We start from the raw sequence: 13,611 nt of genomic DNA on the forward strand, positions 1-13,611 counted from the left end.
AACAATTAATTTTTTTATATAAAACAACTTGCACAACCCTCTCCCTCCGCTTCATCTAGTATATCAACAAGATAAGGAGATTTTTTATTGTCGTTAAGTCTGTTTGTTTTCTTTATATAATCTTCTTTTATACCAGCCATTCGTTCTGGTTGTATTAAATCAGCCAGACTTTCATCCTGCATCCAGGTATAACCGTCTTTCTCATACTCCATGGCTTTCTTGTACAGTTCTGGGTGTTGTTCATATAGCCAAATCCATTCAATTTTTTGTTGGTAAAAGCAAAAAAAGCAACCTGATCGACTACGAGCATACTCTCCCTTTTGACCGTTATGTTCAAAACTTATCTTTTCATAATATTGAGGCACACCTACTCCACTATCTTTTAAAATTCGGAAAATATCATCACGAACTAGTACGTCATTGTTATCAATTAAAGGAAATTGTTTTATCTGTGAAAGAGGGTAGGCTGTTGTTTGTAAAAACTGGAACACCACTTCATTAAATGCTTCGGTATCCAGGTCTAAGAGTGCTTGTACTTTGGTAGCCCTCAAAAACTTTGGTGTTACCGGCTCTTGTACCAGGTTTAATATTCTATCTAACTTGGAAGAGCTGGTTTGTTTATACCATTCTATCAGTTTTGGAATATTGCTGTTGGTAAACAATTTTGTCATTACATCTTCACTCCAAATATTTTTCCGGAAAGGGAAAATAGACTGGATGTTTGGCTTTGTAGAAATATAGCCCTCACGATCTTCATCACCCCTAATTCCTACATAAGAAATTACCGGATCATCGCCTACCCATTCCTCAAAGGGGTCAAGCTTAAGTTTGCGAGTACACCAACGTGATACAGAAGAAGGTAAATAACCACCATACAATTTCAAGAAATGATCAAACGGATCTTCATGGCTCTCTTCCGCAGAAACAAGACGTTTTATTTTTTTGCCTAAATAAGCCTCTAAATTCTCGATCAATTGATAGGTTTCTGTTAGCTCCTTACCAGTATCGCATGTATAGTATTCAATATCGAGTTGGGGATACTTTTCAAACAGGTAAATAGCCAGTGCTGCGCTGTCTTTACCTCCTGAAATACCCAATACATGTCTTACTTTATTTTTCATTTCGTAAAAGCTCCTCTAATAATTTAGCCAATGTGGCGATATTTAATTGTTTATCTCTTCCTAATTGACTCTTTACTTTATCTTGTAATTGAATATAAGCTTTATTCTTTGTTTTTGGTAAGCGAATTAAGTTTTTTTGAAGCCCTTGCACAAAGGAAGTTACCTCTAGTTTAAAGGCAATTTCTTTATCTTCATTAAAGTTACTAATCTCGCTCAGATTATCTAATTCATGCACCATATCCTTCATACGGTCAAAGAGGATATGCTTTTCTGAGTCTGATATTACGCTTAATGCCTTGCCAATACAAGCTTGTGCTATTGCATTCAACCAAGCGTTACGATCATCTAATTCTGAGTTAATCCGCTGTACAAAAACTCGCTGGTTTTGCTGTAGCAAATGTTTTTTTACATGTAAAAATCGTTTTTGCAGTGTTGACTTGTACGTCGGGAATTGCTCATTACTTCCAATAATCTCATCTTGTATGAAGAGCTCAAAACTATCTAATAAATCACCATAGCAGTTGCGTATATCCCGAATACTTTGCTGCAACTGGTTAATAAAGCTTTCTAGTTCATGAGGGTTTTGCTGTAATTCAATAATGCTAAAGCCCATTGCCTTAGGGAAATGTTCAAAAAAAGTCTGCTCCGGATCTTTCGCCGTAGCAATAGCTTCTCTAAGGGCGAGCGTTTTTTTATCTAAACTCCGGGTATGTTTTGCATATTCAGGCAAGTCTTTATAAAAAGTAAGGAATGGTCTAATAGTTTCAATAAAAAGACTATTAGTGGCTTTTTCCTGTTCGGCTTGGCTAAGCATGTTTCGGTAGCTGTTGAAGATGCTCAGCCTAACCCCTGCAATATCAAAGGCTTTTATTTCATAATCGCCAGGTGCTTTACTAACCAAGTCTAATGTATCAATAGTAAGTTGAGGTATATAACGATTCTCCTGAAATAATGCGAAATCATCTCTTTTGCAGAATAAAAAAATTGGCAACCAAAAATCAATAAATCCTTTTTTGAGTTTAAAGGGTTTCGTTAGCAATATATCTACTAAATCCTGTAGGTTACGTTTACCACTACGCGCTTCATTCAAAAAGTTGTTACAAGCCATCCATAGCCGGTTAAAGCTTTCACTGGTAGGCTCTGCTAATATATAACCAACACCCTGCTGCCTGTGCATACCTGTTTCTCTCAGCAGAGAAAGGTATACTGTTTTTTCAGGGGGGAACTTGGTATTTTCGAAACCTATATCAGCTAAGTTCCAGTTATCTATAAGATTTTTTAAGAGATTTTTTTTAGCTGAAGACAAAGCACCTGAAAGCTTTGTCTTGTTTATCATTTCATTTTTATAAATAGGTGTATTTGGATACACTTCATTGCAAATGCTGGACAAAAACTGGTTAAAGGATTTTTCATTCTGAAAAGTCTTTCTTTCACCATTAAAATACCAAACAATAGAAGATTGATCTCCTGCATAGATATTGGCCAAAACATAATGATTCAGTAATTTCACTTGATGTTGTAATATTCCATTCAATTCACGAAGAGCAACTCTATCTTCTTTATTATTTTCTCTAACTTTTTCAATCTTCTCAATTTCAAATAATAAATTTCGAATTTCATCAGTGTTTTTATAGAGGCCATATAGAATAGCTTCTCGATTGCTTTCTGATACTACACGAATATCCTTTTCACTTACCTTATCTGAAAAAATCAGGTTTATAATGCCATCCACTTCATTTTCTGGGGCTTGTACCCATGGCTCCTCTGTCAAACAAAAAGCAAATAATCGTGGAGTGCCTCTTTCATAGTGCACTTCTTTAGCTGGTATGTATGGAAAGTCGAAGTATTTACTCAAATGGTGTACTGTATTCACGACTCGTTCTACCAAATTACCTGCTTCGTTAATTGCCAGCTCTATATCCAAATCAGTACCCTCAAAAAGAATCAATTTATCGCTATGTTTTACGTAGCGAATTATTTTGAAACCTTCTAATTTTGCAATAATTGCAGCTGGCTGTTTGATGCCTAAACTATATTTACCATAATCTGCGAGGAATGTGCGATTAATACGTGCAGATGCCGTAGCAAAGATATTAAGTAACCCTATCGTCTTTACTAATTTCAATGCATCAGTAACTTCGTTACCCAAAAGTCCTTCCGCACGTTCAATAGCAATACGCATAGCTGCCCATTGCGTATAATGAGGATTGAATTTAGTAGTAAGTAGCGAGTTAAAATTATAAACTAAATAATCGTATAAATTAGCTACATTATAGTAGGGCGCTTGATCATTTTTAAAATTTCGAATGCCCAAATGATCATTTGATTCTATAAATGAAAAAAGCGATCGCTCATTCTGTCCATACTTTTGAAGACTAAGTGTAAGCACTGCTGCTGATAATATATCGAAGGGTAATAGTTTCTCAGCAAAGCTCTCTGAGAAATAATCTTTCAAAGGAAATGCCTTAGCCGCTTCTATACACTTGAACAGCTTTGAAAACTGCTTATCTTTTTGGCCAAATTTAAGTTCACTCAAACGCTCTGAAGCCAAAAATAGTAACTGCTCTACGGGTTCGTTAAAAGTAATTTCTTTAAGACGTCCTTTTACTTTATCCCACTCATTTTGCTGTGTCTGTGTAAGCCCTCGTGAATAGCCATTAAAATCTTGATGCAGAGTAGTAATGAAGATTATATTTTTCTTTACATCATTTACATACTCTGCCAGTTCCTGTATAAAATACAATTCGTTTTCAGGATTATTCTTGGCAGCGTATTCTAAAAATTTGCCAAACTCATCTACCACGATCACTAACCCTTTACCTGTTTTAGCTAAAGCTTTGTAATACTTATTCAATGAGGACAGTAATACTTCTGAAGTAAGTTTCTTTGTATCAAGATTTAACTGACTTGCTACTTCATTTCGTAAAGAATTATATTGTCCAACCAAGCGTATAAACTTAAATTCTTTAACGGGAATATTGTTACCTAGCTTAGAAAAATAGTATTGTTTGTGGTTAATATTTTTTTCAAATGCCCAAAGAAAAGCTGACTTACCAATACCATATGCCCCCACAATCGTAAATGAACGAATACCAGTTTGATAGTCGTTGATCAATTGGGTAAAAACTTGTTTAGAATTAGTGGTGGGAATATAATGCAATGCATTATCTGCATCACGTATAATATTTACGGATGGAGAAAAGCCATTGTGTTCCTGCTTTCTTTTTTTATCGGTTATAGTAGCCATCTAAAATATCGTACTTATTAATTTGTGATTTAATTTGTAACACTTCATTGCCTGCGGTTTCCGTATACACTACATGTCGGTTATAACGTTCAGAAATTTCTTGTAGTTTATTGTATAAGCCATCAGGATTCAAAGCAAATACCACTCCCGGAGCATTCCATCCTGTAAGCAGCTCTCTGAAAGTAAGCGTTTGCTGGCCTTCGTAATTGTCTAAAATATTGAACAAAACAATTTCGCATGGTAAATCAATACGTTCTTCCGAATCTATCTTATACCAGTCTACAAGATTATGATCCAAATCTCTTTGCTTAAAACGCTTCATAAGGTCAAGATCAACAAGCACACCATTAAAATCATCTTCTATATCTATTGAATCACCCTTTTGTGGTTTGGAATACATACGAAGGAATACGCTTATATCACGTTCCAAGGTATTGGCATTATCTGTATTTGTTTCATATTCTTGTGTTTTTCTCAGTAGAAAATTTACTGACTGGTCTTTCGTAAACTCAATTCTTTCTTTTCGTAATTCATTAAAGAATAAAGAAGCTATTGAAAAACGATTAGTTTTCAACAAGAAGTAATGAAGTAACCAAATGGTAGCAAAATCCTCAAGGTATAAATCTCTTCCGGTATCAGATTCAAAGAGATAATTAGCCAGAATGGTTGGCGTATCATTTTCATTCAGAATACCAAAGGCTTTACCCCAATATCTCAACGATGCCACCATGTTTTTACCCACACCTAAATCCACCACTGCTGTGTCTTCATTAAAGCTTTTACCTACACGCGAGAAATCAAACGTTTTTTTAAGCCAGAACTGCTTGCAAATGAATGACTCATGACCGGAAAAATAAATTCTTTGCTGTATCATATTTCTAACCTACGAAGGTAGTTGTTTCCCAATGTACCAAGTAAAATAGAAATGAACGATATGTTAGAAAAAAAGATAGCATATTATTACGAAATAGGGTAATTTATATGATCTATTCTGGTTAGAATGGACATTCTATTTTTTTCTAGAATTTCTCCATCCAACAGGATTTAAACAGTTTAAAAATAGTGGGTTAATTCTAAATCCATTTTCGTATAAGTTGTTGCTGTAATTATGCTTCCTAAAATACTTTTATTTAGTTAGCTGAGTGCGAAAAATACAATCTTGTTTTTTAGTAAAAAGTAGTAAAGTACAGTAACTTCATGTAGCAAAGTTAGCAGTACAGCGTTTACTTATTTTAATATTTAATGGTAAGTATTTACAAAGTTGTAGAAATGTTATGTACAATATCCTCTTATTCTTTACCATTCTGTTCTGCACCTCCACAATCACCGCCCAACCCCAATCTACCTGTTTTGAAATAAAACACCTCGAATTCTTCGACATTCAGCAAACAGACACCATTCAATGGCCCGTAAGCGAAATAGACCAACTATTGTCCACAGATTTTACAAAGGACATAACCGGTATACACCCCAAAACCAATTTCCTGATACCATTTATTGTGTACCAGTTAAAAAATTATCACCCGTCCTGTGCCACGCAAACCGATACTGTTCGTTTCAGAAAGCTGAAAGAACTGTATTGTAAAATCAGGCAGCAGGATGTTTCGGCACTTAACAGCCAACCCATCATTACACAACTCGAAACCATCAGAGCCGATTATGATGCACAGGTACAAACCGATAGTTTGCTACCTTATATGATGTATACCATTGACGATGGCCCTTTTTACGGAACGATACCCACCACAATACCCGATTATAAAAAAGGTAGTTCTTATACAACCCCATTCGGTACATTATACATCACTAAGCATACGGAGAAGATCTTTGTTACCGTGCTAAATACAAAAGACCAACATCTCTGGACGCGAATGATGACGGTTAACGGCAACAGACCCCTTACAGAACTGGAATTTTCGGGTAAGGACATTTTTACCAGTTCACTGGGTTATGCCCTCCGAATGGTGGCAGAAAGAGAAGCGTTGACTTTGTTTCTGAAAGCGGATGGTGGGTTCAGGTATTATTATCATTCATGGTAATAGTGTACTGTGAAATTTCATTTTACGGCATCCTGCAAGTAATGTTAACTTAGTATATAGATCAAAGCTATTTCACCTTACAGGTGAAAAATTTAACAATGATCCAACTACGCAAAATAAAAGAGCCTTGAGAACCCTTATACTCCTTTTTCTCCTCCTCCAAACCCCCGCACTCAAGAGCCAGTCCTCTGCTCGCCTCTATTATCATAACGATCCTGAAAAGCTATATATGGGTGAGCTCACCGACTCTGTATATAAAGCTGTAAAGGAATACCTCACGCAGAAAACCCAGACTACCCTGCAGGATACCCTTATGATAAAATACGATTACAACCACGAAAGCTGCTGGAACAATCTTGATGCCCATGGGAAAAGATATATTATGAAGTTTGTAAACGCTCACCAGCAGATAATCCATAAAACCTTATTGCGCCGCCCCCAGGTATCCATATTTACCTTCAGAGAGCCCGGAGATAAGCTTAACAAAATAAAAAAATGGGATAACACGATTATCATTGATTCCAGCCGACAACTCTTTACCCTACTCTTTCAGGAAAGATGCACCTGTGGAAGCTCGATACTGATTATGCCCGATAAAACATTTGTTTTCTACCGGTCTGATTCACACAGTGAAATTTTCAACCTCACCAAAAACCAAATAGTAGCACTACGTAACCGTAATTAGTTGTATGGGTTTGTAGGTGTATATATTTTTTGTGCCACGCTATAAACCACATGCAGCAATAGTCAACCGTACTACAACAGTGTTTCTAATTTAGCAAAAGCCGAGGGGCCCATACCATGTAAGGCTTTTAGTGTTTCGGGAGCTGTTGCGCGTAGTGTTTCCACAGAATAAATAGATGCATTTACCAATGCCCTCAATGCAGGGCGGGCTATTTTAAGGGCAAGAATACGCTTGTCTATTTTTGCAATCTCCTGCTCGTACCAGGCTTTTGTTTGGGGTTCTGTTTGTAGTATACAGTTGGTCATACGAAAATCTGTATACTAAAAATAGGCAGTTTTCTTTTTAGTTGTATAGGATCAGTTCTGTAAGTCATCATTGGCACCTAAAAAATTTCAGGTGCCAATGAAAAACTTCTTTAACGGTTGGATTACTGCGTCACAAATCTATTTTGCAAGTGATACCCTTTTTATAACCTCACTACTACATCAATCTATTGTTTCTGATAGGTTACCGTAAGCTGATCGCCCGCTACAATGGCGCCTGTAGTAGTTACGACCAGTTTTTTACAATCAAATAATTGTATGGCACCGGTTTCACCATCTATGGTAATATTGCTACCATTTACCAACCAGCTACTGGTATAGCTGGTATTAGGATTACACTGAACACCTGCATCGGTATATTCAGCCGTACCATTGGCATTCAGCTTTATGATATCGTCTTTTTCACAGGCTTTCAGCATGGCAAAAAAATCCTGTTCCGCAGCATTGGCAGAAGCTTTGTATTGAACAGCTATTGTTTTATAACTGCCCGCAATAGACGACATATTGGTAACACAAATACCAGGCTTACCATCCTTATCGCCGCAGGACAACAGGATGGTTGACAGGAAAATAACTTGCAGAATATTCTTTTTCATAGCTTTTAATATTTAATAAGGCTTCCATTTAAAAAACAACTACCGGCGCCGAACGGCTAAAACTACCCGAGTTATCGGCCGTTGCAGTAGTAGAGGAAACCTGTGTATTGCCTCTTTTTACCACCACAGTAACCTGCTGCCCAACAGTACCTCCATTGCCCGAAACAGCAATAATGGCGGCAGATACACCAGATGTATACGTAATTTCTTTGCGCCAGGTTACCGTACCCACAGTTTCATTGGCCGTTCCACCTGCTGCCGTAGTATAGGAGGCAAAAATGTTGCCCGTATAGTTACCACTGATTTCAAACTGCAAAGTGCGGGAACTGTTATTCGTGGGTTTTTCATCTTTACTGCAGGCAGTAAACAGTAATGCAAACAATAAAAAAGCGCTGATACATTGTTTCATAGTAATCAATGGATTTTAAAAGTGAATGAATACGATCAAAACAAACGGACCCTGAAATTTTATACTTTTTATTGCAGGTATTCCGATTGTAAAACTTATGGTAAACAGTTGCCGGTTATTACACCTTATAAGGTTTTCTTTAGTTTCACAGAAACCCTTTCACCCTCTTTTTTTATGGTAATGATTTTTTTGATGCTGGCAGAAGCGCCTCCCTTTACCTTATAGGTTTCTGTATTGGCGCTGGTTCCCTGAAACATACCGTTGATATAGGTATCGGTATAACCCACCACTTCGGTACGATTACTGGTATGTATATAACCAAACTCTGTGTACAACAAATACTCGCCAGGTTGCAGGTTTACAAATTCAAAACTGCCCTTATCATCATACACCGTTGCTACTTTTATACAGGCTGCTGCTTCCTTTGATAAGGGTATCGACACACCCTTTTTCCGTAAACTTTCATTACGTGTTACCCACTCCTTATAATAAGCGGTATAAGGAATTAATAGTACCGCTATACCCTTTGCAGCATATTGCTTTTTGTTGATATTGAATATGGCTTTGCCACCCAGTATGCCTTCGTTTTCATTATCTCTTGCAAAAGCCTGTCCTTCTATTACCGACTTACCTGATTGTATCATGGCCAATGCCTGCTCCTTATCAAATTTGGCAGCAATGGTACTCTCTTCCGCCTCTTTGTTCAGCATTAGTACATACTGGTTCTTTGAACGCACTTCTATTTTCCAAAGCCTGCGGGTTTCTTTATCGATATAATAGGTATACTGATCGTTGGTAGCCGGCTCCTGCACCGTAACACACCACACGGCATGCTCACCGGTAAAATCACTTTTATAACTACTACTCTTCACTTCCTCGATAAGCACTTTATTGATATGGGTTTTCGCATCCGTTTTATAATCATACACCAGCAACGCTGCCTTATAACCAGAAGTGAGCGGTAAGGCTGCCAGTAAATAAGGATACGCATAGCTTTCGAGTATAGAACCCGTAATGGGCTCCTTTATACGCGTTTCCTGGTTGCGTTTACGATCATAGTAATAACCGTTTACCTCTTTACCGAAATGTAATACCATGCGCCTGTCTGGCGTGTAGGAAGAACGGTATACAGGCAGCATAGTATTAGCTTCTGAAATACTGGTATCGATCCAGACCTGATCAGAATTTGTCATGGTAAGTGTGGTAACAATCGCCAGACGGTCACTGGCTTCAGTGGTATTGATATTGAATGCCCCAAACGGTACCAGCTGATTACCAGACCGGGAAAAACAGGTCATTTCAGTAATGCCTTTTTTAATCCACTTACGGTTAAATGACTGACCATCTATTTTCACCGTATTCTGTGCATAGCCCGCTGTTAGAAGAAGGCTGAACACAAAAGCCATACAATACTTCAATGCAGTATATCTTTTTTTCATTACCACTGGATCTTTAGGATGATTGGATACAGGGCAAATCTATCATTGAACAATTGGGTAGCTATTAACTTAAGTTAATAAATGGATGAAGGGTAGTTTACTACAGCTTCTTATTTTTTCTTCTCCGCCTTTACACTACCATTGGGTTGATACATTGTATATCCGGTTACAGACCCCTTGGTATCTTTTTCAAACACTACACTATATCCGGTTACGCCTTTAATGGAGAACGCTTCGTTTTTTCCCTGCACCAGTTCATATGGAGGCTGGCCGGGAAGCAATGCTTTGAGTTTACCTGCATCCATCCATATTTTCACGGTTTGTACGCCCATCATATATTCACCGGTATAGGAACTGAACCCTGTTTCTGTAGCCCCGGTAACGGTATTTAACGTGGGTGCTGAAACAGTTGCGGGTGCGGTGGCAAGTACTTTTGTGAGCTCGAAAGTGCCATTGGGTTGCGTAAGCGCACATCCGGTTACATTTCCTTTATCATCTACGATAAACCTTGCACTAAAACCATTGAGACCCTTTAAGTTGAATACATGTTCTTTAACAGGTACCATTTCATATTCCGGCTGTCCGGGTACAATGGCTTTTAACGCCCCATTGGCATCGATATAGGTTTTGAACAGTAAACCGGATAAGGTGAACGAGCCCTCATACTTTTTTAATTCGCCCTTATCTAGGGCAACAACAGCTATTTCTTTTTTAAATTCAATGGGTTTAATTCCATCTTCGTAGGGTAATGTAAGTGCCTCAATATTACCATCTGCCCCCACTTTAAATTCGCCACGTATGGCTTCGCTGCCATCAAAAACGGTTGCATTCACCGAAAAAGTAAAATAGTTATACTGATGGTGCTGAATATTAAGTTTCCACCGATTGAAGGTTCCGGTGAGTTTACCCTGCTCTGCCTGAATGGTAATGTTTCCGTAGCCATTATTGGTATAGTTTCCATTGTACTGCTGCAAGGGATGTGAAGGTTGGGTGATGGGCAGATTGGTTTTGGATGCCTGCTGCCTGTTGTCTGCAGGCTGTTTTAAAATCGCATTCCAGTCGCGAAAGCCAGCTTCAATCATTCTGTCGATGAGTATATTGGTAAGTATGCGGGGTAAGACAGAATTGTTTTGATTGACCGATACAAAAATGCCGATACTATCTGTTGGTAAAAAAGAGGTGAAGGAACTAAACCCATTTACATTACCACCGTGCCCCACACCATAATGTCCACGATAGTTGGCAACATACCAACCCAGTCCGTAATTGAAGAAATAATAATCGGTCATTTTAGAAGTGGGCAGGTTGGCAGAGGCAATCATCTGAGAACTGATGGCCTGCTGATAAAAATAGGGTGAGATGATTTCTTTGTCTTCCCATCTTCCCTGGTTCGTCCACAGTAATAACCAACGGGCCATGTCATTTGCAGTAGAACTGATACCACCCGCCGGTGCCATGCCCTTCACTGCCTCTGTTAAAAATTCTACTTTTTGTATAGTGCCGTTTTTATAGACATAGCCATAAGAGAAATCGCCCGATGTACCCATACTGCCGGTAGATGAATTTTTCATGGCCAATGGTGTAAAGAATTTTTCTTCTATGAGTTGTTCCCAGGTTTTACCATAGAGTTTTTCCAATACACTGGCTACGGCCATGTACATATAATTGTTGTATTGGAAGTTTTGCCTGAGTGGCGCTGATGCCTCCAGAAAACGGATATTATGTACCAGACTGTCTCTTGCAATAGCGGCACCACTATACCAGGAATAATCGTGCCGGGGTAATCCGGTTCTGTGACAAAGCATATCTCTAAGGGTTACATTGGCGGTGAGCGTAGGATCTAAAAACTGTAGTGCCGGAAAATAACTATGCACAGGAAGGTCTAAGTCGATTCCTTTTTCTTTCAAGGCAAAGCCCACCAGTGATGCCGTGAATGCTTTTGTACAACTGCCTATGGCAAATTGTGTGTTCTCTGTAACAGGTGCCTTACGTTCATAATCTTTGTACCCGAAGCCCTTTGCGAGCAGAACTTTGTTTTTCTCTACCACGGTAACAGATACTCCGGGTACCTTCCATTCGGTAAGCATGCGCTGAATCATGCTGTCTAAACCTGCCAATCTTTTATCGGCTTTTTGGGCATTGGTAGTTAGTAAAAGGCTACAAAAAAGAGCAACCAGAATCGAATACTTCATGTTGGGTTTATTTGGTTATTGTGTACATGCGCCCCGTATGAACTTGTAAACAGCTTTACCCGGGGTAATTTTTCTTTGGCAAAAATGACTACAGTACAACCAAATAAGGGCTTATCTTATAAGCTGAGACATGAATAAAAAAATTGATAATCAATATTTTATAAAAATCCCCTGTAGAAAGAACCCTGTTTGATACAGACTGGCGCTTACAGTGCAGCATCAGGGTCTTTTTCGAGACCGATGGATTGGAGATAATCTGAGGGGGAGAGTCCGGTAACTTTCCGGAAGTTTTTATTGAAAGAAGATTTTGAATTAAATCCACAATCATAAGCCAGGCTAATGATGGTAAACTTTTTGCTTTCCGGTAAGGCCACCAACCGCTTGAACTCTTCTATTCTTAATGCATTGATGTATTCAAAAAAAGTCTTACCCTCTTTTTCATTAATAACCTGTGACAGATAATTGGGATGCACTTTAATTTTTTGAGAAAGCATGTATAGTGATAAATCGGGTTCGGTAAATAGTTTTTCCGTACCCATACAATAAACCAGGCGCTTATGGATCTCCATGGCCATTTCAGCCGTTACACCTGAATTGGCATATTTTTTCCTTGGAAGGCGTTCAGTCGCATCATCTTCTTGCTGTATTTGCGGAGCATTTGTGTTTGCAGATGTATCAACATCTTCTCCGATACCTTTTTCAACAGCTATGGCAGGCTGCCAATGATTTTCGATGACCATATTATGATGGGCCTGCCGGGCCGTTGTAAATATGCCAACCTGCCGGATGCCAAAATAGCCGAGAAATACAATGAAAAGCACAACCGTTTGGAAAATATAATAATCGTTGCGTGTACATACAATGATGATCCACACAGCAGCTAACCCATATATAAAATACCGTAGCCAGTTGAGGTTAATTTTTTCTTCATAAGAAAACTCCTGGCGAATATTGGTGGTATGTCTGCGTAATAAAAACAAACACCAGAGTACATATACAAAACCTGATACCTGCAGTAAAACAATTCGGATAAAATTTGCTGTTTTGTATTCATTAGCCGGCTGCGCAATAAAAGCCATTTTTTCATTCGCTGATAGCAAAAAAACAGGTGTAAACAATAGTATCCCGATGAGGGCAGGAAGAAAATGAAATAGCAAAAGGTAGCGCCTGCGGGGTAACATATGCGTGGTAGCTGCCGTATATAAGTACAGCATAGGGCCATGCAGCAAAGGGAATGGAATACTGGTTCCTAAAAGCCAGTGAATATTATGGATGGTGATGGTTTGAAGACTTAGGGCATACAATAGTAGTTGGCAACCGATTATAATGAGCCATATTAAAAGAATACGATCAGCCAGGCTCTTTCCTTTTTTAGAAATCAATAACAGGATCAGTAACAGATCAACGCCTAAGCCAACATATGAAAACATAGAATAAAGATAAAACTAAAAAAAGCAAACTGCTGCATCAGCCTTTCAGGGTATAGCTAACCCTTTTTATTTTGTAATACATAACAGACCCGTTGGGTTTGTGTAGCATGTTAACAAACAGTATCAATAT

The 13,611-nt window shown here is 38.4% G+C and carries 11 protein-coding genes; 2 read left to right on the forward strand and 9 right to left on the reverse strand.

What is annotated here, in order from left to right; all coding sequences use genetic code 11:
- Positions 1 to 14: 14 nt before the first annotated feature.
- From BC659_RS06355 to BC659_RS06365, 3 genes are read right to left on the reverse strand one after another with little or no spacing between them, the layout of a single operon-like run.
- Positions 15 to 1,121: a phosphoadenosine phosphosulfate reductase family protein gene (locus BC659_RS06355; RefSeq protein ID WP_133473831.1), complete on the reverse strand. Its 1,107-nt coding sequence runs from the start codon at positions 1,119 to 1,121 to the stop codon at positions 15 to 17.
- On the reverse strand, positions 1,111 to 4,368 hold the full coding sequence (locus BC659_RS06360) for a hypothetical protein (RefSeq protein ID WP_133473832.1): 3,258 nt from the start codon (positions 4,366 to 4,368) through the stop codon (positions 1,111 to 1,113). Before BC659_RS06360 ends, BC659_RS06355 begins: the two co-directional genes overlap by 11 nt.
- Entirely contained in the window at positions 4,349 to 5,242 is an 894-nt protein-coding gene (locus BC659_RS06365) for a DUF4007 family protein (RefSeq protein WP_133473833.1), read from the reverse strand. Before BC659_RS06365 ends, BC659_RS06360 begins: the two co-directional genes overlap by 20 nt.
- Positions 5,243 to 5,642: 400 nt before the next feature.
- Here BC659_RS06365 and BC659_RS06370 point away from each other — a divergent pair, with 400 nt between their 5' ends.
- On the forward strand, positions 5,643 to 6,407 hold the full coding sequence (locus tag BC659_RS06370) for a hypothetical protein (RefSeq protein WP_133473834.1): 765 nt from the start codon (positions 5,643 to 5,645) through the stop codon (positions 6,405 to 6,407).
- A 229-nt stretch (positions 6,408 to 6,636) separates the two neighbouring features.
- Positions 6,637 to 7,092 carry a hypothetical protein gene (locus BC659_RS06375; protein WP_133473835.1) on the forward strand — a complete coding sequence of 152 codons (456 nt, stop codon included), beginning with the start codon at positions 6,637 to 6,639 and terminating at the stop codon, positions 7,090 to 7,092.
- 71 nt (positions 7,093 to 7,163) lie between these two features.
- On the opposite strand, the gene BC659_RS06380 is transcribed toward BC659_RS06375, so the two are convergent.
- From BC659_RS06380 to BC659_RS06405, 6 genes are all read right to left on the reverse strand, one after another.
- Entirely contained in the window at positions 7,164 to 7,397 is a 234-nt protein-coding gene (locus BC659_RS06380; protein WP_133473836.1) for a helix-hairpin-helix domain-containing protein, read from the reverse strand.
- A 185-nt stretch (positions 7,398 to 7,582) separates the two neighbouring features.
- Positions 7,583 to 8,011, reverse strand: a complete 429-nt coding sequence (locus tag BC659_RS06385; RefSeq protein WP_133473837.1) for a lipocalin-like domain-containing protein — start codon at positions 8,009 to 8,011, stop codon at positions 7,583 to 7,585.
- 28 nt (positions 8,012 to 8,039) lie between these two features.
- A complete protein-coding gene (locus BC659_RS06390; protein ID WP_133473838.1) occupies positions 8,040 to 8,420 on the reverse strand; it encodes a hypothetical protein in 381 nt (126 codons plus the stop codon).
- Between the two features lie 125 nt (positions 8,421 to 8,545).
- Positions 8,546 to 9,859 carry a DUF3108 domain-containing protein gene (locus BC659_RS06395; protein ID WP_133473839.1) on the reverse strand — a complete coding sequence of 438 codons (1,314 nt, stop codon included), beginning with the start codon at positions 9,857 to 9,859 and terminating at the stop codon, positions 8,546 to 8,548.
- A 110-nt stretch (positions 9,860 to 9,969) separates the two neighbouring features.
- On the reverse strand, positions 9,970 to 12,051 hold the full coding sequence (locus BC659_RS06400) for a serine hydrolase (RefSeq protein WP_133473840.1): 2,082 nt from the start codon (positions 12,049 to 12,051) through the stop codon (positions 9,970 to 9,972).
- Positions 12,052 to 12,257: 206 nt separating this feature from the next.
- Positions 12,258 to 13,481, reverse strand: coding sequence for an AraC family transcriptional regulator (locus BC659_RS06405; protein ID WP_133473841.1), 1,224 nt, complete (start codon positions 13,479 to 13,481; stop codon positions 12,258 to 12,260).
- Between the last annotated feature and the right edge of the window lie 130 nt (positions 13,482 to 13,611).

It is taken from the genome of Sediminibacterium goheungense (assembly GCF_004361915.1).
Classification (GTDB): Bacteria; Bacteroidota; Bacteroidia; order Chitinophagales; family Chitinophagaceae; genus Sediminibacterium; species Sediminibacterium goheungense.